This window comes from Reichenbachiella ulvae, from assembly GCF_025833875.1.
In the GTDB taxonomy this organism is placed as follows: domain Bacteria; phylum Bacteroidota; class Bacteroidia; order Cytophagales; family Cyclobacteriaceae; genus Reichenbachiella; species Reichenbachiella ulvae.
In genome coordinates this window covers 3,350,335-3,370,115 of the sequence record NZ_JAOYOD010000001.1, presented here as the reverse complement: position 1 = coordinate 3,370,115, position 19,781 = coordinate 3,350,335, and the positions used below count along the sequence as shown (strand labels likewise).

Sequence of the window (19,781 nt, the reverse complement as noted above, 5' to 3'; positions counted from 1 at the left end):
TTAGATTAATATGCACGCAGAAGCAGTAGTTCGTAAGCCCCTCGTAACGGGTGGCAAAACAGTTCATGACGTAACTGACGACATTTGCAAAAGAGTAGAGGAGAAGCCGGCGAAATCCTGGTTGCTGGCTATGGCTGTATCGCTGGGTTTGTTAACCTTCGGCGCATATGCTGTTTTCAGATTAGTATGGGACGGTATAGGTAGCTGGGGTCTTAACAAGACCGTAGGTTGGGCCTGGGATATCACCAACTTCGTATGGTGGGTAGGTATCGGTCACGCTGGTACTTTGATCTCCGCGATTCTCTTGCTTTTCAGACAGAGATGGAGAATGTCTATCAACAGAGCAGCAGAGGCAATGACGATTTTCGCCGTTATCTGTGCGCTTCAGTTCCCGCTTCTTCACATGGGACGACCATGGATTGGGGCGCTTTGGGCACTTCCTCTTCCAAACACGTACGGTTCGCTTTGGGTGAACTTTAACTCTCCACTACTATGGGACGTGTTTGCGATCTCTACCTATTTCTCTGTATCACTCGTTTTCTGGTACATCGGATTGGTGCCTGACTTTGCTACCATCCGAGACAGAGCTAAAGGAATATCAAAAGTAGTTTACGGTGCACTGTCTATGGGATGGACAGGTGGAGCCAAAGATTGGTCTAGATACGAAACAGTAGCATTGGTTTTAGCTGGTTTGGCTACTCCTCTGGTACTTTCAGTACACACCATTGTATCTTTTGACTTTGCTACGTCTGTGATACCAGGATGGCATACCACGATCTTCCCTCCTTACTTTGTGGCGGGTGCGATCTTCTCAGGTTTTGCTATGGTATTGACTTTGCTTTTGGTAACCAGACGTGTATATAAATTAGAAGACTATATCACGATGCAGCACATGGAGCTGATGAACATCATTATCATGGTGACAGGTTCTATCGTGGGTGTCGCATATATCACTGAGCTTTTCATCGCATGGTACTCTGGCGTAGAGGGCGAGCAGTATGCTTTCCTCAACAGAGTAAGTGGTCCATATGCATGGGCTTACTGGTCGATGATGACTTGTAACGTAATCTCTCCACAGCTTTTCTGGTTCAAAAAGATCAGAACCAACATTGCTGCTACTTTCATTATCTCGATCATTGTAAACATCGGGATGTGGTTTGAGAGATTTGTAATTATCGTGACTTCACTTCACAGAGACTTCTTGCCTTCTTCTTGGGCTATGTTCTACCCGACTTGGGTGGATATGGGAGTTTATATCTTCACATTCGGATTGTTCTTTACCGCATTCTTCTTGTTTGCGAAGTTCTTCCCTGTGATCAACATGGCTGAAGTGAAAAGTATTGTAAAAGCTACCGGAGAAAAAACTGATAAATAAGATGAGCGGAAATAAGAATTTTGTACTTGGTGTATACGATGACGAAGACTTATTGCTAAAAGCAATCAAGGACGTTCGTGAAAGCGGAGTAAAGATTTATGAAGTGTTTTCTCCATTTCCAGTTCACGGGATAGACGATGTTTTGGGATACAAAAGATCTAGACTTTCTATTGCTGCATTCTTGTTTGGTTTGTTGGGAACTACACTTGCATTGACCATGCAAATCGGAATGATGACTTTCGATTGGCCCATGATCATCGGGGGTAAGGATTTCTTCCCATTCCCAACTTTTATTCCTGTAACATTCGAGTTGACAGTTCTCCTGGGAGCTTTCGGAATGTGCGGAACCTTCTTTGTAGTAAGTAACCTTAAGCCCTGGGCTAAGCCAAGAATATTTGACGAGAGAATCACTGATGATAAGCATATCATCGCAGTGGATATCGACAAAAATTCGATGAGCGAAGAGGAAATTAAAAAGTCTCTTTCTGCAGCAGGTGCACAAGAGGTGAATAACAAGAGTTTTGAATAATTCAACTGGAGTCGAAATTACGAAATGATGAAATTGAATACATACATAAAAGGAATTGCAGTAGTAGCTGGAGCCTATATCTTGACTTCATGTGCTGCTGGTGTGGATAAAACAGGGGTAGAGTATGCTCCTCAGATGTACCACTCGATTCCTTACGAAGGATTGGTTCAGATTACAGATAAGGAAGCCGGTAGATGGTTGACTTCTCAAGAAGGTGGTGATGCGGAGTTTTATACTTCCAACCCTAATAACCCTTATGAAATGAACATGAGGACTACTGTTGCCAATACAGTAAGAAGAGGAGAGTCACTTCCTTATAGAATCCCAAAAGACTCTATTGATTTAGCGGGTCGTGTGATGAAGAACCCATTGCCAGAAACTGATGAGGTTTTGGCTGAAGGTAAAGTTCTATTTACAAGATTTTGCTGGCACTGTCATGGTGATCAGGGATTGGGTGATGGCCCAGTTGGTCAGATATTCAAAGGGGTAACTCCATACAACTCTAGAGCTGTAAAGGACAAACCTGAAGGACATATATTTCACGTGATTACTCACGGAAAAGGTAGAATGGGATCTCATGCTTCTCAGTTGAGTATTGAAGAGCGATGGAAGATCGTACGTTACGTTCAAACGCTACAAAATCAATAATTCTTAAAATAGTATAAAGTAAGATGAGCGACGAAAAATATATATTTTCAGCAGGAGCTAAGAAGAACATTTTTATTGTCCTGGCAGTGGGTATTGTCTTGGCTGTTTTAGGAGTTATTATGATCAACTCAGGTGGTCACCATGATGCACATGGAGCAGAGCATGCAGTAGAAGCTGCAGCTGCCCATGGAGAACATGCGGCACACGGAGCTGAACATACTGCAGAAGCTGCGGGTGAGCATCATGCAGCCTATCACTGGACACATAGATTGAAAGCTAACCTTTGGATCAACAACCTTTTCTTTACTGGTTTGGCGATTATCGGGGTTTTCTTCATTTGTATTCAATATGTAGCACAAGCAGGTTGGTCTGTAGGTGTAAAAAGAATTCCAATGGCGATGGCGAGCTTCTTGCCTATCGCTGCAGTGTTGATGATTGTAGTATGGTTGTTTTCTAACCACGAGATCTTCCACTGGACACATGCTGGCTTGATGGATCCAGATAGTCCTGAATTTGATCCTATCATCAAAGGGAAAGAAGGCTATTTGAACTTTGGATTCTACATGGGTAGAATGGTTGCGTTCTTCGCGATTTGGTACTTGCTATTCATTCAGATTAGAAAGAACATGTTGGCTGAGGATCTAGAAGGTGGAACTAATAGATGGAAGAAATTGGTAGGACTTTCTGCTGCTTTCATCGTGTTCTTTGGATACTCTTCCTCTATCGCAGCTTGGGACTGGGTGATGTCAATTGACCCTCACTGGTTTTCAACTATGTTTGGATGGTATGTGTTTGCTAGCTGGTGGGTAACTGGTTTGGCCTTCATTACCTTCGTAGCAATTCAGTTGAAAGACAAGGGCTACTTGTCAGTGGTTAACTCTAACCACCTACATGATTTAGGAAAATTCGTTTGGGGATTTAGCATTTTCTGGACATATATCTGGTTTTCTCAGTTCTTATTGATCTACTATGCTAACATTCCAGAGGAGACTATTTATTTTGTAGAAAGATTGAAAAGTGATTACTATTCTAAGATCTTCTTTATCAATCTAATCATCAACTTCGTTCTACCATTCTTGTTGTTAATGACTAGAGATTCGAAGCGTCACGCGAGAATCTTGAAAGTGGTAACTCCAATCGTGATTTTCGGTCACTGGTTAGATTTCTACTTGATGGTAACACCTGGTGTTTTGAAAGAAAATGGAGGTTTTGGTTTCTTGGAAATCGGATTGATGCTGGTATACGGAGCAACCTTTGTTTATGTCATGTTGCATTCATTGGCTAAGCACCCATTGGTGGCCAAAAACCACCCGATGTATAACGAAGCTTTACATCACCATATATAATAAGGAATTAAGCGTTTAAAATATTTAATATAAAAGCATGCTGAATTTTGTAATCTTAGTATCGGTTATTCTAATTGGAGCCATTTTGGTGACCATATTTAGAGCCCATACACTGGTACAAGTAGTAAGAGGGAATAAAGACGGAGAGTCTTTAGGAAAGAGTAATAAGATCAATGCTGCATTGTTTCTTGTATTCTTGGTTTTAGGGATTGTGCTGTTTTTCGGTTATTCCTATACTCAATTTGATAGATACACAGTTCCTGTAGCTTCTGAGCACGGAGAAGTAACATTTCAGATATTTTGGTGGACAACTGGTGTGACAGTTGCTGCTTTCATTCTGACGCACATATTGCTTTTCTGGTTTGCTTATAGATATCAGTACAAATCTGACAGCACAGCTAATTTCTATCCACACAACGACAAATTGGAGTTGATCTGGACAGTGATTCCAGCATTCGTATTGGCTTTGTTGATTTTCTCAGGTTTCAGAGCTTGGGACAAAATCACGGATCAGGCACCAGACAATGCTGAGGTGGTAGAGATCATGGGATATCAGTATGCATGGGCGTCAAGATACCCAGGGCCTGATGGCAAATTGGGACCTTACGATTATAAACTGATCGATTTCGAAAATCAAATGGGAGTTGATTTTACTAATCAATTCGCGAAGGACGATTTCATTCCAAGAGAAATTCACATTCCTAAAGGAAAGCCTGTTTTGTTCAAGATCAGAGCAAGAGATGTAATTCACTCTGTATATGTACCTCATTTCAGGTTGCAGATGAATGCTGTACCAGGTCTTCCAACTCAATTCTGGTTTGTACCTACTAAAACTACTGCTGAAATGGCAGAAGAAACTGGTAACCCAGACTTTACTTACGAGTTGGTGTGTAACAAGATTTGTGGTAAAGGTCACTTTGCAATGAGATCTACCATCGTAGTAGATGAGCCTGCAGATTATGAGGTTTGGAAAGCCTCTCAAAAATCATGGTTGTCTAAAAACCCTGAGTATTTATCTAAAATTGAAGCTAAGTCTCCTGTAGAGACAGTAGCGGTTAAAGAAGAGATTGAGGAAGCAGAAGCTTCACTATAATAGAAGAGATATGGCAGTTACTGAAGTACAATTAGATGAGCATGTAGATTCACATGCATCGCATGATGATCATGAGCATCATGGCAATTTTGTGACGAATTACATTTTCTCACAAGATCACAAAGTCATTGGTAAGCAGTTTTTGATAACTGGTATATTATGGGCAATCATTGGTGGTGGTTTATCTATCATTTTCAGATTGCAGCTTGGTTTTCCAGACATGAACCTAGAGTGGTTGAGACCAATCATGGGAGGCTGGATCACCGATGCAGGAAAGATTGATACAGAGTTCTACCTGGCTCTTGTTACTATGCACGGTACCATCATGGTATTCTTCGTATTAACTGCAGGGTTGAGTGGTACCTTTAGTAATTTCTTGATTCCACTTCAGATTGGTGCAAGGGATATGGCATCAGGTTTCATGAATATGTTGTCCTACTGGTTTTTCTTCTTGTCAAGTGTGATCATGTTTATCTCTTTGTTTATTTCTACTGGACCTGCAGCAGGTGGATGGACTATCTATCCTCCGTTGAGTGCATTGCCACAGGCAATTTCTGGTTCTGGATTAGGAATGACACTTTGGTTGGTAGCTATGGTATTCTTCATTGCTTCTACTCTATTGGGTGGTATCAACTATATCAGTACGGTGATTAACCTGAGAACCAAGGGAATGTCTTTCACTAAAATGCCTTTGACTATTTGGGCGTTTTTCTTGACTGCTATCTTGGGTCTTCTTTCTTTCCCAGTATTATTTGCAGCAGCCTTGTTGCTTGTATTTGATAGATCTTTCGGTACTAGTTTCTACCTATCTGATATTTATATCGGTGGTGAAGCATTGCCAAACTCTGGCGGTAGCCCAATTTTGTTCCAGCACTTGTTCTGGTTCTTAGGACACCCTGAGGTATACATTATTATTCTACCTGCACTGGGTATTACTTCTGAGATTATCTCAACGAACTCTAGAAAACCAATCTTTGGTTATAGAGCGATGATTGGGTCTATGATTGGAATTGGTATCTTGTCTTTCATCGTGTGGGCACACCACATGTTCGTGACAGGTATGAGCCCATTCTTAGGGTCTATCTTTATGATCTTGACATTGGTGATTGCAGTACCATCTGCGATCAAAGCCTTCAACTATATCACCACTTTGTGGCAAGGTAACATCCGGTTTACGACAGCTATGATGTTCTCTATCGGTCTAGTATCATTGTTTATCTCTGGTGGTGTAACAGGTATCTTCCTTGGTAACTCAGCGCTCGATATTTTCTTGCACGACACCTACTTTGTAGTGGCTCACTTCCACCTTGTTATGGGTAGTTCAGCCTTCTTTGGAATGGTAGCAGGTATCTATCACTGGTTCCCTAAGATGTTTGGTAGAATGATGGATGAGAAACTAGGGTATATTCACTTCTGGTTGACATTCGTAGGAGTTTATATGGTATTCTTCCCACTACACTATATCGGAATTGCCGGTTTCCCAAGACGTTATTATTCATTTACAAACTTTGATGCATTCTCTGATTTTGCAGATTTGAACATGTTTGTAAGTGTGGCAGCTATATTGACATTTGGTGCACAGTTTATCTTCCTTTTCAACTTCTTCTATAGCATTTTTAGAGGTAGAAAGGCACCTGCTAATCCATGGAACTCTAATACACTAGAGTGGACGACTCCAAGATTGCCAGGTCATGGCAACTGGCCAGGAGAGATCCCAACTGTATACAGATGGCCTTATGACTATAGCAAGCCAGGATCTGAATCTGATTTTATTCCTCAGACAGTTCCATATTCAAATACACCAGAATCTAACCTGCCTCATGAAGCTGAAGAAGCTAAGAATGAAAAGGTTTAATGGATGAAAAAAGAACCTAAAAAGGGTTTATTTAGGACACTAAATTTTATTACGATCATTGCCGTTTACCTTTTGATATTGGTAGGCGGCATTGTTCGTAGTACAGGGTCTGGGATGGGATGTCCCGATTGGCCAAAGTGCTTCGGTTCTTATGTACCTCCGACAGAGGTATCCGAATTACCAGAGGACTATAAAGAAATATATCTCCAGAAACGGATTGAAAAGAATCAACGTCTGGCCAAAGTGCTCCAAGCAGTCGGTTTGAGTGAATTGGCTAGGGAAGTTGTAGAGGGGGAGAATGTTCAGCGTGAACAGGAATTTAATTTTCAAAAGACCTGGATTGAATATATCAATCGTTTAGTAGGCGTCTTGATAGGGTTTTTAATTCTGTCTTGTTTTGTTGTCTCGTTCAGCTATTATCAAGCTGATAAGCGAGTTCTTTTTCTTTCTCTTTTCGCATTGATTCTTGTGATTTTTCAAGGCTGGACTGGCTCATTGGTTGTGTCGACCAACTTGTTGCCAGGACTGATCACCTTTCATATGGTATTAGCCATAGCTCTGATCGCTTTGTTAATCTATTTGCGTTTCTATACAGGAAAAAAGGAGTTAATCGGTTTAGTGAGTTATAAACCTTACAAGGTTAGAAGACTCATTTTGTTTTGCATGATTCTGTTTTTTGCTCAAGTGCTTTTGGGTACACAGGTGAGAGAGGCAGTAGATGTGATAGCCGATAAGTTGGGAGAGGAAAATAGATGGAGTTGGATAGATAACCTTGGCGTTGTGTTTTATATCCACCGATCTTATTCCATTCTTCTGTTTTTTGTTCATGCTTTTTTGATCTATAGATTGTCAAAAAGCATTAAGAATTTTTCGACATCAAAGTACTTAGTTTGGAGTTTGTTGTTGTTAGTAATTTTGGAAATCGTAACTGGGGCAGTCTTGTCCTATTTTGCACTTCCTTACTTCTTGCAACCGGTCCATTTGCTTTTGGCACTTATCATCTTTGGCGTCCAGTATTATTTGTATTTAATCATAAGTGAGAAATCTTCGGATTTAAATAGCGCAAATGCCTAATTCAAGTACGATAGCAGTAAAAGAAAAGTCAATAGTAGGCTCATATTTTGAGTTGCTGAAACCGCGATTGTCTTTCCTTGTGGCCTTTTCTTCTGGATTTGGATACATTCTAGCGGCTCAAGGTGACCTGAACTGGTCGGTTTTGATGTTGCTTTCTTTGGGTGGTTTTTTGGTGTCGGGTGCCTCTGTTACTATCAATCAAGTAATAGAGATTGAGTATGACGCGATGATGGAAAGAACCAAAAATAGACCCTTACCCACAGGTCGGATATCTAAAAATGAAGCCATTCTATTTTCATTTTTGGTAGCGGTACTTGGTTTGGGACTCCTCTATTTGGTAACTAATCCTTTGACCGCACTTTTGTCTTTGGTTTCATTGATTCTTTATAGCTTCTTGTACACTCCCCTCAAAAGAGTAGGGCCAATTGCGGTATTTGTGGGGGCGATTCCTGGAGCACTTCCTCCATTATTGGGTTGGGTGGCAGCTACCGGATACATCGGCTATGAGGCTTTGATTATTTTTGGAATCCAATTCATTTGGCAGTTTCCCCATTTCTGGGCCATAGCATGGGTAGCAGATCAAGATTACAAGAAGGCAGGATTTAAGCTTTTACCTAACAAGGGGCAGAAAGATTTGAACACTGCGATTAATATCATGGTCTATACCTTGTTCTTGCTTCCATTGGGTCTATTGCCAGCTTATTTCGGTATTACAGGAATCAATTCTGGGATCATAGCTACTATATGTGGAGTAGGATTTTTGGCTCAGACCTTTAGTCTGATGAGAAACAATACCGACAAAGCAGCCCTGAAAATCATGTTTGGTTCGTTTTTATACCTCCCAATCGTGCAAATTGCCTTTTTATTAGATAAGATATAGTTATGGAGATGGCATTGAAAAAAACAGAAGGAACTCAATTTAAAATGCACCCACAGAAATTTGCCATGTGGTTGTTTATGGTTTCTGTGGTAATGCTTTTTGCAGCATTTACTTCTGCCTATGTAGTAAAGCAGTCAAGTGGTGTTTGGTTGGATTTTGATCTGCCTTTCATGTTTGATATCACTACAGGAATAGTAGTGCTGAGTAGTGTATTCATGCATTTGGCTTATCACTATGCGAAAACGAATGAAATTAAAAAGCTGAAGACCTTTTTGGTTTTAACCGCCATTACAGGTTTTGCCTTTTTAGCGGGACAGTTGATTGCCTGGCAGGAGTTGATCAATGATGGGGTGTTTTTTGTAGGAAACCCAGCGGGATCATTTGTTTATGTGCTTTCAGGCTTGCATGGCTTTCACCTGGTGAGTGCGGTGATCTTTTTGTTCATAGTAGTAATCTCAGCATTTAAATATAAGGTTCACTCGAAGAGCCTTTTGCGAATAGAAATGTGTACAACTTATTGGCATTTTTTAGGTGGTATTTGGTTGTATTTATACTTATTTTTGACTCTTAATCATTAATTAAACTAGATAATATCATGGCTGGAACGGCAGTAGTAGTAGATAGCAATGAGAACCTGTGGAGCGGGGGTACCGAGCCATTAAAGGCGAGTTATGGAAAACTCATGATGTGGTTTTTCTTGTTGTCTGATGCATTTACTTTTTCATCTTTATTGGTGGCCTATGGATTGATTCGATATGCACACCCAGCTTACGCAGGTGAATTAGAAAATTTTGTTTTTTCACAAGAATATTGGCCAGTTCCGGAAATGGTGTTCAACGCCGTTCCTTTCTTGCACGGCATTCACCTACCTTTGGTTTTCGTAGGTATCATGACTTTTATACTTATCATGAGTAGTGTGACTATGGTATTGGCTGTAGATGCAGGTCATAGAAATGACAAGAAGGCAGTAGAAAAATGGATGCTTTGGACCATCGTAGGTGGTTTGACTTTCTTGGGCTGTCAGGCCTGGGAGTGGGGGCACTTCATTGTAGGTACTGAAGAAGGTGGAAAATTGTTGGATGGATCATTTTTCAATGGTGCAAATCTTTCTTTGAATCAATATGGACCTCCGAACTTTGCGGCATTGTTCTTCTTCATTACTGGTTTCCACGGTTTCCACGTATTCAGTGGAGTGGTATTGAACTTTATCATCTTTTATCAGGCGACAGTAGGAGTTTTGGAAAAAAGAGGAACATACGAAATGGTAGAGAAGGTAGGCTTGTACTGGCACTTTGTGGATCTAGTATGGGTATTTGTATTTACATTCTTCTATTTGGTCTAACTATAAAACAGGAACATAGACATGGAACAAGAAACTAAAGGACTGGAAGTAATTCCAGCAGATAAAGCGAAAATCAAGAAGATTTGGACAGTGACAGGAATTCTGTTTTTGGCAACAGTAGTGGAGTTTATCATTGCTTTTACCATGGGACCTGGGATGTTGAAAACTTCTATTTTTATCGTCTTGACGATTTTTAAAGCATTTTATATCATAGGCGAGTTCATGCACTTGTCTCATGAGCAAAAAGGTCTCATATGGTCGATCATAGCGCCACTTATCTTTGTGGCATGGTTGATTTTGGCATTGTTGATTCAGGGAGAGGCCATCTTCCAGGCATTGTCAGGACAATAAGTCGAATAAAATTATAAAATATAATGCCGTCCAATCAGACGGCATTTTTTTTGGTCTATGAAGTGGATTAAGTCTATCATACTGGCATTTGTACTCTTTAGTCCTGCAGCTGTTTACTTGTTTTTGCAGGGGTTCGGAGAGAACAAATTCGAAATTCCGGTCTTTTATAAAGACGGTCTAGATACCTTGACCAGCTGTGGTCAGGTGATGTATCCTTCTGCTTATAAGGTTGAATACCCTTCTGAATTGGGTATGCTCACTAAAGGTAAGGTTACACTATTTGATTATGGTGTGTTGACCCATCCAGACAGAAGATCAGGTCAAAATAACATTCTAAGTTTCTTGAGCAAATACAAGCAGGAAGAACGTATTCAAACGCTGGCTTTATATGCTCAGGATTCATTGTCGCGAAGTTTTCAGGGTTACCCTAATTTGAGATATGTTCAGGTAGAAGAGGCACTCTTAACTACTTTTGCCGAGTGTCAATTGTTCGCGAACCCTGATGCTGAATCTAATGTATATCCGCTGGTACTGGTCGATGAACTATCAAGAATCAGAGGGTACTTTGATCCGATGGATTTGGAAGAGATTGACCGATTGAATACCGAGGTTTATATTTTGCTCAACGAATAAATGAATAGTAAAAAAACTGCAATGATCACAGTGGCCACTTTGTCGGTGGTCGTACCGGCTTTAGTAGCTGTCTTGATCTATTCTCCTTACAAAATTCCAGCCGATATGCTCTGGCTGAAGGACATTCCAGCTTTTAACGCCATTATCAATTCGATCACTGCGGTGCTGTTGATTGTCGGTGGCATATTTGCCAAGCGTGGTGTGATCAAATGGCACAAAGTATCTATGTTTTCTGCATTGGTGTTGGGTGTTTGTTTTTTGGTAGCTTATGTGCTCTATCATTCTACCATGGAGTCAGTGATTTTTGGGGATATAGATGGAAACGGAGTGCTGGATGAAGCTGAAGCAGCTGCTGTAGGCAGTATGCGGAGTGTTTACCTTACTGTATTGTTGTCTCACATTTTGATGTCAGCTGCGGTGGTTCCCTTTGTGCTACTAGCTTTCTACTTTGCCCTAGCCAAGGAGTTTGATCGTCATGTGAAGATTGTGAAATTTACCTGGCCAGTATGGCTATATGTTTCTGTAACAGGCGTATTGGTCTATATATTGGCCAGTCCCTATTATCTGGGTTAAATGAATCTATTATGAAACAGCTATTTCTATTTCTAGTTGCCCTCTTAGGCTCAACTGCCAGTATGGCCCAATGTGCCATGTGCAAGACGACCATTGTCAACAATGTAAGTAATGGCGAATTGGCTCTGGCTGATGGCTTGAATTTTGGGATCATGTACCTTTTTGTGACCCCTTATTTATCAATTGCAGTGATCGCTGCGATTTGGTTTTATAGATACAAACAACATGGCAAGAAAAAACGCAGGCCAAGCTTTGCTTGAGTGCAAATGCCCAAGATGCAGAGAGGGAGATATGTTCAAGACTCCCTTATTAAAAAAGTACTACGATAGAGACATGCTCAAAGAATGCTCGGTATGCCACCAGTCCTTTGAGCCGGAACCTGGCTACTACTTTGGTGCCATGTATGTGAGTTATGGGTTTTCCGTTGCCCTGACTGTGGGAGTTATAGTATTCTTATACAAGTTGATGGGGGACCCTAGCATGTGGGTTTATGTGACGGTTTTGTTGGGGCTGAATGTCCTTTTACTCCCAGTTATGTACAGATACTCACGAGCCATTTTTCTGCATGTATTTGGTGGCATAGGCTTTGATACGAAATATGCAAAAGAGTAATTCTTTGTGTATTTTGTGATCAAAATCAAGAGCATCCATTTTTAGTCCCAAAACGATAAAAGCGATTGCCGCTGTGGCAGCCTTATCTGGCCTTATTTTGGCCGGATTGTTTAGCTATTCTCAAAAAAATGAACTGCAGATCGCAGAGGAGATAGCTACTGCAGTAGCACAGCATTTTGAGGAGCTCAATACCTATGCCGATCAGATTGAGGAAAAAGGTAGCCTCAAGGACAAACCTTCCGATGTAGAATTTGTCATATACAATGTCCGGGGAGACGTGCTTCTCTGGTCAGACTATTCTTACATTCCCCCATTCGAATATTTTCCCTTCCGAACAAGTGATTTGGTTCTTGCCAATGAACAGGGAGAGTTTTTATACAACAAGAGGAGAATTTCGTGGCAAGAGAAGGATGCCTATCTGGTCACGATGGTTTGGGTCAGGAGAAAATTCAATCAATCGAGTACTTATCTAGATGATTTGTATAATCCATCTATTGTCTCTCACAACGTCAAGATCACAGAAGACCCCAATTCTATTCCAATCAAGTATCAGGGTGAAGAGCTATTCAATATAGAATGCAACGGGCAGACCTACTACAACGAGCAAATCAATGACTTCATCACAGGAGTCATGGTGGTTTTGCTTCTGACCATATTTCTGTTGGTATTTCATTTTGCGCAGTGGTTGAACCTCAGGCGTGGATTTATTTTTGGGTTGCTGTCACTGACGATCCTCTTGTTAGCAATGCGTTTGTCTATGCTGATGATCGAATTGCCTGATTCATTCGTTAGGCTAAGTATTTTTGAGCAGAGCACTTTCACCTACAACTGGCTTTACTTTACACTCGGAGATGCGATTATCAATTTTGGGATCATACTTACTATCCTGATTTTCTCCATTCTCTATGGCAAGGGTTTCGTATCTCAGCTGAGCGGAAGGAAAAAGGCTCTGATTGGCAGTGTAGTGCTTTTTCTCAGCTACTTGAGCATATTCACGCTTCTGAACACGATCAGTTTGATACTTTCCAATTCGCAGATATCCCTGGATATTGCGGATAGTATGGATTTTGACTTTGAGCGTCTGACTTCCTACTTTTTGATAGGTGTTCTTTCCATCATTTATTTCGGGACACACTATCTGGCCTACATGATTTTGACCCAATTGGAGGGTGAAAGAAAGGACTTGAATGTACTGCATATAGCCATCGGTCTTTTGTCTTGCGTTTTCTTCTTTTGGAAGCCCAATTTCTTATTGGCATTTGGCCTCAATGTGATCTACATATTGGGACTTTATGGCTTCAATATGCCGCATAGTTTGCGTTCTCTTAAGTTTGAGAGTATTAACTATTTGATGTTTACGGTAGTACTATTATCTATTGGTGGCTCCTTTGAGATTTACAAGTCCCACGAAAGGAATGAGCTGTTTAAGATGCAAAAGTTTGCTACTTACCTACAGGTGGATCGAGATGTAGAGGGGGAATATCTCTTGTCAAACATCCTGGGGCAAATCAAGCAGGACATAGTCGTCAATAGCAAAATGCTGAATCCCCAAAGTCAGCTCCGAAGCATCGAAAGAAAAATCCAAAGAACTTATCTCAATACTTATTTCAGTGATTATGAAATAGACATCCATTTGTTCGACAAGAATGGAGTAGGGTTATCAAAAAAATATCGTGGGATGTCTTACTCCCGAGTCAAGAAGCGATTTGAATCCCCGGAATTTCAAACCTCCTATGAAAACGTATACTACGATAGACGAATGGATATCAATAAGCGGAAAAGATACATCTGTTTCACGGAGGTCGAGCGCTATGGTGATATCAATGGCTATGTCGAGATCGAGTTGAGGTTGAAACGCTTTTCTTCTAAACGCGTGTTGCCACAGTTGCTGCAGGATCGAAGCGTCAAGTCAAATACCAGCTACAGTCATGCGATAATTGCAGATAGTGCTTTGCTTTATGTTTCTGGTGATTTCCCATATGAGGCCAGTTTTGAGATGAATTGGTTGGAAAGGGAAAGCATATATGAAGAAGGACTGGAACGAGAAGGTGCCAGACATCTGGCTGCAGTAGTCGGGGACAGAATCACCATAGTCTCCACACCGATATATGCCAACCGAGATATAGTGTCTAATTTCTCCTTCTTGTTTGTCTTCTTGCTGATGATGACAAGCTGCATAGGAGTGGTTCGCTACCTGACTACCAGTGAAGCTACCAGCCTTAATTTTTCCACTAAGATTCTCATTTTTACAGCGGGTTCATTTGTGATTCCATTGCTATTGGTGGCAGTGGCAATTTTGACCTCAACCGACAGTTCTTATCGCAAGGAAATTGATAAGACCAACCTGAAGAGCTCACTGCTATTGGCAGAAAATGTAAATGACATTTTTGTAGAATATGAAGTGCAAAGGTCAAGTCGAGAGCAGTTAGAAAATAGTGTGGCGGAGCTAGCTACCAATGCTTCGATGGATATCAATGTGTACGACAGGCAGGGAAAATTGCTAGCGTCCAGTACACCTGAAATTTATGAATCAGGGATTATTTCGGAATACATGAACCCAGCGGCCTACAAATCACTTTCAGAACTCAGGAATGAACATGTGGCAAAAGAAGAACAAATAGGTTCCTTTCTCTACAAGACAATATATGTAAGCATCAATTCACCAGAGGATGGCAGTGTTCTGGGCTATTTGGCAGTTCCCTATTTTGGATCTAAAAATCACCTGGAGCGTCAGCAGTTGATCGTATTTAGTAATATTATCATCATTTTTTCTTTCGTTTTTATCCTGTCAATCGGGATTGCCTACTATGTGATTTCGCGCTTGACGAAACCTATCATGATCATAGCAGACCGATTGCATGACACGGGGTTCGTGCAGACGAACCAGCCCATAGATTGGCAGTCTGATGACGAGATAGGAGAGCTGGTAAATGAGTACAACAATATGCTCGGTAAACTGGAGGCAACCAAAGAAGAGCTGGCTCGAAATGAGAAAGAAGCCGCATGGCGTGAGATGGCTAAACAGGTGGCTCATGAAATCAAGAATCCTCTGACACCAATGAAGCTGACGATCCAGCATCTTCATAGGATTTTGGGCTCCAATGAAAAGGATAAAAAATCGCTAGAGATACTTCTTAGTCAAATTGATACGCTGGATGAGATTGTTACTTCATTTAGTCACTTTGCGAAGATGCCTACTCCGATGCGCGAGCCTTTTGATCTGGGGCAGACTTTAGAAAAGTCTGTTGATCTGCACGTCGACAAGAATATTCTTTTTGAAAAAGAAGAGGGAGACTATTGGGTAGAAGGAGACGTGAAACTCTTCGGGCGAATATTCAATAACCTGATTCTAAATGCCTTTCAAGCCATGAAAGATGTCGCCGATCCTTTGCTGAAAGTGAAGTTGACGGGTGATGAGCATCAGCTGCTGATCAGTTTTGAAGACAATGGAAACGGAATTCCAGAGGATATCAAAGAGAAAGTATTTGTGCCTAACTTTAGTACCAAGGAGACAGGTTCAGGGATCGGACTGGCAGTGGCTAAGCGCGGCATTGAGCAGGTCGGTGGGAGTATTTGGTTCGAGTCTGTAGAGGGCAAGGGCACGACTTTCTTTATTCAGATGGATAGGATTGAGCCTGTGCCTGTCTCATAATCCTTGTTTTATCAAATATTATCGTTCTTTTTGCTGTTAATCAGGCAAAAGCGCAGGTATTGAAATTTTCCAGGTCTTTATATCATATAACAAAACTCTTCCTTTTTTGGGTGTTAGGAATGGGACTGGGATTTCTATTCTGTTCGGATGTTAATGCCCAATCCAGCAATCAAGTTTGTCAATCCGTTGAGGGGAGCTCATTCACCTGGCCTGATTCGCTGATTGTAGATCCCTCTAGTATTCGACTGCAACCTGACAGTCCTTTTAGTCTGAATGGAGATGAAGGGGTTGATTTTAAGGAGAATTATAAAGGAGAAATTTGTTATCGATATTTCCCTTTGAAGAAAAATCAGCCGATTCAGAATAGGTCAGCAGCAGCCTATGATTCTACTGTCAGTTTTCCTCGATTGGTCTATCAGGAGGTCAATGCATATGAAAAGGATGAGCTTTTTCAGACACCAAACATTTATAAAGCAGGAAGCCTGACACGAGGAGTTTCTTTTGGGAATTCCCAGAGCATGAATGTGCTTTCAGGTTTCAATTTTCAGATGGATGGTCAACTGACTGATGACCTGAATATACGTGCGGATATCACAGATCAGAATGTTCCTTTCCAGCCAGAAGGAAACACCCAGCAGATTCGGGAGTTCGACAATGTGACCTTCGAAATCTATAACGACTCTCTTTCTTTGATGGCAGGTGATGTGGTAATACAGAATGACCCCAACTCCTATTTTATGCGCCATTACAAAAATGCATTGGGGGGACAAGGGAAGGTTTCTTACTCGATAGGTGAAAATGGTAAAGGGCAGAGTAGTCTTGCGATCGCAGCGGCTAAAGGTCAGTTTGCCGATGTGACGCTACAGGCCGAAGAGGGACTACAAGGGCCTTATCAACTTAACGGCCCAACCGGACAAAACTATGTGGTGGTCATTGCCAACTCTGAGAAGGTCTATCTGGATGGCCAACTGCTCAAGAGAGGCTTTAATCATGACTATATCATTGACTATAATCTTGGGGAGATTACTTTCAATCCCAGTGTGCTGATTACACAGTTCTCGAGAATCCGTGTCACATTCGAGTATTCTGATCGCAACTATAGCCGTTCGATCATTGCTGCGCAGCAGTCTCTCGATCTGGGGAAGGTGAAATTTCATGCGGGTTACTATAGAGAGAAGGACAATCGAAACAAGCCTCTGGCCTTCAGCCTGAGCAATGAGGACAAAGAGCAAATCAGTTTGGCAGGAGACGATTTGCCTGTTGCCATCGACGGTGCACGAGGCAGTGAATACAATTCTGATTTGGTGCTGTATGAGCAAAGAGATACGGTGGACAATGACGGCAATCCAAAACAGGTATATGTATATTCTCGGGATTCAACTGCTGAACTGTACCGTGTGACCTTTAGCGAAGTGGGGGCTGGGAATGGTAGTTACAATTTGGTAGACAATGACGTGAATGGTCGGGTATACGAATGGGTTTCTCCCACATCAGGTCAGCCTCAGGGTAAATATGAGGCTGTCCGCTTTGTGCCTGCTCCCAACATGAGGCAGTTGATCTCTCTTGGTTCTGAATTGCAATTGACCCAGCATTTGTCTGTGTTCAGTGAAGCTGCTTTTTCTGATCAGGATCAAAATTTGTTTTCACCGGAAGGGTCAGAAGATGACAAGGATTGGGCGATCAAATCTGGAGTGGCACTGAAGGGCAAGCCTGTAGGTAGTTACAAGCTGGACGCGCAGGTAGATTATGAATATGACGGGGCGAATTTCAAGCCAATCGACCGATATCGCAGCATTGAATATGATCGTAACTGGAGCTACCAACCTGGTCAGGACAGCAGTGGAAGTGCTGATAATATCTTCAATGCAGGGTTTTCACTGAAAAAGGATAAGAACAATCTGGTACAGACAAAGTATTCCTTACGAGACAAAGAAGGGGCTGTGGAAGGAAGACAGTGGGAGGCAGCCATTGCCCAGAGTTTGGGTGGAATGAAAGTCAAGGCTGGGATATTTGATCTGCAAAGTGAGAATGCCAGAGAGCGTTCCCAATGGAGAAGGATGTATGCAGAAAGCTTCTTTGATGCGTTCTTGCTCGTGCCAGGCTATCGATATGAATGGGATAGAAATGAGGTGTCTTTGAATGCCAATGATTCACTGCTTCGGACTGCGATGAATTATGCATCGCATCAATTTTACATCCGAAACCATGATACCCTTCGCACACAGTTTAGGCTTGACTACACCTTGCGCGAAGATCAATCCATACGAGAAGGCGCCTTGTTACCATATAGTCAATCGAGAACTACCAGAGCTCAGGTCAATAGCCGAATCGCTAAAGGGCACGACCTTGGCTTAAACTTTAGCTATCGCGAGATGGATTACCAACAGGCTTTTGAGGATCAGCTGGAAGACGAACGCCTGATTCTGGGAAATCTTCACTATCGCGGTTCCTTCTTCAAGGGACATGTAAGATCAGATATGAATTACACAACCTCTAGTAGTCGCGAAATATTGCGAGAGTTTATCTTCGTAGAGGTCGCAACAGGAGATGGGACTCATGCCTGGCGCGATTTGAATGGGGATGGGGTGCAAGATCTTACAGAGTTCTTTGAGGCGATCAATTTTGACGAGAGACGCTATATCAAAATCTTTGTTCCTACCTCTGAGTTTGTGGAAGCGTTTCAGACCCAATTCAGCTTCAGTGCCAATCTGAGTATGCCCAGAGGCTGGGCAAGTGAAGGAGGATTCAGAGCTTTCCTATCCCAATTCTCCAACACCTCCAGCATCAATATCAACAAGAAAACTACGGGTGAAAGTCTCGACCTCCGATTCAATCCCTTTACCCTGGATATCAAGGATGATGACCTGGTGTATGCAAGAGATGGGATTCGCAGTACTGTCTTTTTCAATCGGAGTGGTCGCGGACTGGGGTGGGAGCTCAGCTATCAGACACAGGCTTCCAAGCAATTGATCTCAAGAGGAATAGAATCGCGTAGTAGCAGGGAGTGGTTAGCCAGCGCACGCTATCATTTCGGAAGTGAATGGATCGTGAATGTGCAATGGAGTGACCAACTGAAAGAAAATGCTTCTCAATACACAGAGGACCGAAACTACATTATACAGGCAGTTGAAGTGGGACCGGGACTGATTTGGCAGCCTAAGAACAATTTTCGAGTATCGGTCGACTATAGCTACGAGGACAAAGTGAATATAGCTGAAGGATCTGATGTGGACGAAAAGGCTCGATTGAATGTAATGGAAACCGAAACTCGCTGGTCCAATGGCAGTAAAAATGTCCTGACCGCATTCGTGAGCTATGCGCATATCGACTATCAGGGAGAGGTCAATACAGCAGCAGCCTATGAGCTACTAAATGCCCAACAGCCAGGAGATAATTATAACTGGAGGATTAATTTTAGTCAGAAGCTGATGTCGGGACTGCAAATGACACTGGGCTATGAAGGACGAAAGTCCGCAGATCTCTCGACCGTTCATACAGGACGACTCCAAATCACTGCTCTTTTCTAAAACCTCAAAAAGCATTCATTGTAAAATTGAATATGTCCATCGAAAAAAGTCGGTCGTTCACATAATAAATTATGATCTAAGATCATTAATAGTGTACTTCGAATATCACTAATTGAAAATTAATATGATGGTTTTAAGTTTACTTAAGAATGGTTACAGCTTCCCATGGAAGTTGTTCAAATTAGTGGCAATGATAATTTCGTATTGCTCAATGATGTTCGTCCTATGGCTGAACACCTAGAGAAGAGTGAAACCGAGATTATAGGTTATTATGTTCAGGAATAGAGGTTA

At 41.8% G+C, this 19,781-nt stretch carries 17 protein-coding genes; all 17 read left to right on the top strand.

Annotated features, from left to right (window positions below):
- The first annotated feature begins 10 nt into the window (after positions 1 to 10).
- The 17 genes from nrfD to N7U62_RS13310 all read left to right on the top strand — a co-directional run bounded on the left by nrfD (position 11) and on the right by N7U62_RS13310 (position 19,490).
- Positions 11 to 1,375 carry an NrfD/PsrC family molybdoenzyme membrane anchor subunit gene (gene nrfD, locus N7U62_RS13390; protein ID WP_264138489.1) on the top strand — a complete coding sequence of 455 codons (1,365 nt, stop codon included), beginning with the start codon at positions 11 to 13 and terminating at the stop codon, positions 1,373 to 1,375.
- Position 1,376: 1 nt separating this feature from the next.
- On the top strand, positions 1,377 to 1,904 hold the full coding sequence (locus N7U62_RS13385; protein WP_264138488.1) for a DUF3341 domain-containing protein: 528 nt from the start codon (positions 1,377 to 1,379) through the stop codon (positions 1,902 to 1,904).
- A gap of 27 nt (positions 1,905 to 1,931) precedes the next feature.
- Positions 1,932 to 2,552, top strand: a complete 621-nt coding sequence (locus N7U62_RS13380; RefSeq protein ID WP_264138487.1) for a c-type cytochrome — start codon at positions 1,932 to 1,934, stop codon at positions 2,550 to 2,552.
- Between the two features lie 23 nt (positions 2,553 to 2,575).
- Entirely contained in the window at positions 2,576 to 3,898 is a 1,323-nt protein-coding gene (locus tag N7U62_RS13375) for a quinol:cytochrome C oxidoreductase (protein WP_264138486.1), read from the top strand.
- A 37-nt stretch (positions 3,899 to 3,935) separates the two neighbouring features.
- Positions 3,936 to 4,991, top strand: a complete 1,056-nt coding sequence (locus tag N7U62_RS13370) for a cytochrome c oxidase subunit II (protein ID WP_264138485.1) — start codon at positions 3,936 to 3,938, stop codon at positions 4,989 to 4,991.
- Between the two features lie 10 nt (positions 4,992 to 5,001).
- Positions 5,002 to 6,846: a cytochrome c oxidase subunit I gene (locus N7U62_RS13365; RefSeq protein ID WP_264138484.1), complete on the top strand. Its 1,845-nt coding sequence runs from the start codon at positions 5,002 to 5,004 to the stop codon at positions 6,844 to 6,846.
- 3 nt (positions 6,847 to 6,849) lie between these two features.
- Positions 6,850 to 7,920 carry a COX15/CtaA family protein gene (locus N7U62_RS13360; protein WP_264138483.1) on the top strand — a complete coding sequence of 357 codons (1,071 nt, stop codon included), beginning with the start codon at positions 6,850 to 6,852 and terminating at the stop codon, positions 7,918 to 7,920.
- Complete coding sequence (cyoE, locus tag N7U62_RS13355) at positions 7,913 to 8,800, top strand: heme o synthase (RefSeq protein WP_264138482.1); 888 nt, start codon at positions 7,913 to 7,915, stop codon at positions 8,798 to 8,800. The genes N7U62_RS13360 and cyoE overlap by 8 nt, the downstream gene beginning before the upstream one ends.
- Before the next feature lie 2 nt (positions 8,801 to 8,802).
- A complete protein-coding gene (locus N7U62_RS13350) occupies positions 8,803 to 9,378 on the top strand; it encodes a cytochrome c oxidase subunit 3 (RefSeq protein WP_404818023.1) in 576 nt (191 codons plus the stop codon).
- Between the two features lie 17 nt (positions 9,379 to 9,395).
- On the top strand, positions 9,396 to 10,142 hold the full coding sequence (locus N7U62_RS13345) for a cytochrome c oxidase subunit 3 (RefSeq protein ID WP_264138480.1): 747 nt from the start codon (positions 9,396 to 9,398) through the stop codon (positions 10,140 to 10,142).
- A gap of 21 nt (positions 10,143 to 10,163) precedes the next feature.
- Positions 10,164 to 10,493 carry a cytochrome C oxidase subunit IV family protein gene (locus N7U62_RS13340; RefSeq protein ID WP_264138479.1) on the top strand — a complete coding sequence of 110 codons (330 nt, stop codon included), beginning with the start codon at positions 10,164 to 10,166 and terminating at the stop codon, positions 10,491 to 10,493.
- A gap of 57 nt (positions 10,494 to 10,550) precedes the next feature.
- The gene (locus tag N7U62_RS13335; protein WP_264138478.1) at positions 10,551 to 11,126 is read left to right on the top strand and encodes a hypothetical protein; all 576 of its coding nucleotides are present in this window, start codon (positions 10,551 to 10,553) and stop codon (positions 11,124 to 11,126) included.
- Complete coding sequence (locus N7U62_RS13330) at positions 11,127 to 11,699, top strand: DUF420 domain-containing protein (protein ID WP_264138477.1); 573 nt, start codon at positions 11,127 to 11,129, stop codon at positions 11,697 to 11,699.
- An 11-nt stretch (positions 11,700 to 11,710) separates the two neighbouring features.
- A complete protein-coding gene (locus tag N7U62_RS13325) occupies positions 11,711 to 11,959 on the top strand; it encodes a CAMCR motif-containing small membrane protein (RefSeq protein ID WP_264138476.1) in 249 nt (82 codons plus the stop codon).
- Between the two features lie 31 nt (positions 11,960 to 11,990).
- Positions 11,991 to 12,311: a DUF983 domain-containing protein gene (locus N7U62_RS13320; protein ID WP_264138475.1), complete on the top strand. Its 321-nt coding sequence runs from the start codon at positions 11,991 to 11,993 to the stop codon at positions 12,309 to 12,311.
- A 73-nt stretch (positions 12,312 to 12,384) separates the two neighbouring features.
- Positions 12,385 to 15,963: a sensor histidine kinase gene (locus N7U62_RS13315; protein WP_264138474.1), complete on the top strand. Its 3,579-nt coding sequence runs from the start codon at positions 12,385 to 12,387 to the stop codon at positions 15,961 to 15,963.
- 119 nt (positions 15,964 to 16,082) lie between these two features.
- Positions 16,083 to 19,490 (top strand): DUF8818 domain-containing protein, encoded by a 3,408-nt coding sequence (locus N7U62_RS13310; protein ID WP_264138473.1) that lies wholly within the window; start codon positions 16,083 to 16,085, stop codon positions 19,488 to 19,490.
- The last annotated feature ends 291 nt before the right edge of the window (positions 19,491 to 19,781 follow it).

What these genes read in the sequence shown, in the direction of transcription:
- N7U62_RS13320 (WP_264138475.1), top strand. Translation starts at nt 11,991, where the DNA reads ATGTTCAAGACTCCCTTATTAAAAAAGTACTACGATAGAGACATGCTC.
- N7U62_RS13350 (WP_404818023.1), top strand. Translation starts at nt 8,803, where the DNA reads ATGGAGATGGCATTGAAAAAAACAGAAGGAACTCAATTTAAAATGCAC.
- N7U62_RS13365 (WP_264138484.1), top strand. Translation starts at nt 5,002, where the DNA reads ATGGCAGTTACTGAAGTACAATTAGATGAGCATGTAGATTCACATGCA.
- N7U62_RS13385 (WP_264138488.1), top strand. Translation starts at nt 1,377, where the DNA reads ATGAGCGGAAATAAGAATTTTGTACTTGGTGTATACGATGACGAAGAC.
- N7U62_RS13325 (WP_264138476.1), top strand. Translation starts at nt 11,711, where the DNA reads ATGAAACAGCTATTTCTATTTCTAGTTGCCCTCTTAGGCTCAACTGCC.
- cyoE (WP_264138482.1), top strand. Translation starts at nt 7,913, where the DNA reads ATGCCTAATTCAAGTACGATAGCAGTAAAAGAAAAGTCAATAGTAGGC.
- N7U62_RS13335 (WP_264138478.1), top strand. Translation starts at nt 10,551, where the DNA reads ATGAAGTGGATTAAGTCTATCATACTGGCATTTGTACTCTTTAGTCCT.
- nrfD (WP_264138489.1), top strand. Translation starts at nt 11, where the DNA reads ATGCACGCAGAAGCAGTAGTTCGTAAGCCCCTCGTAACGGGTGGCAAA.
- N7U62_RS13375 (WP_264138486.1), top strand. Translation starts at nt 2,576, where the DNA reads ATGAGCGACGAAAAATATATATTTTCAGCAGGAGCTAAGAAGAACATT.
- N7U62_RS13310 (WP_264138473.1), top strand. Translation starts at nt 16,083, where the DNA reads ATGGGACTGGGATTTCTATTCTGTTCGGATGTTAATGCCCAATCCAGC.
- N7U62_RS13370 (WP_264138485.1), top strand. Translation starts at nt 3,936, where the DNA reads ATGCTGAATTTTGTAATCTTAGTATCGGTTATTCTAATTGGAGCCATT.
- N7U62_RS13380 (WP_264138487.1), top strand. Translation starts at nt 1,932, where the DNA reads ATGAAATTGAATACATACATAAAAGGAATTGCAGTAGTAGCTGGAGCC.
- N7U62_RS13345 (WP_264138480.1), top strand. Translation starts at nt 9,396, where the DNA reads ATGGCTGGAACGGCAGTAGTAGTAGATAGCAATGAGAACCTGTGGAGC.
- N7U62_RS13330 (WP_264138477.1), top strand. Translation starts at nt 11,127, where the DNA reads ATGAATAGTAAAAAAACTGCAATGATCACAGTGGCCACTTTGTCGGTG.
- N7U62_RS13360 (WP_264138483.1), top strand. Translation starts at nt 6,850, where the DNA reads ATGAAAAAAGAACCTAAAAAGGGTTTATTTAGGACACTAAATTTTATT.
- N7U62_RS13340 (WP_264138479.1), top strand. Translation starts at nt 10,164, where the DNA reads ATGGAACAAGAAACTAAAGGACTGGAAGTAATTCCAGCAGATAAAGCG.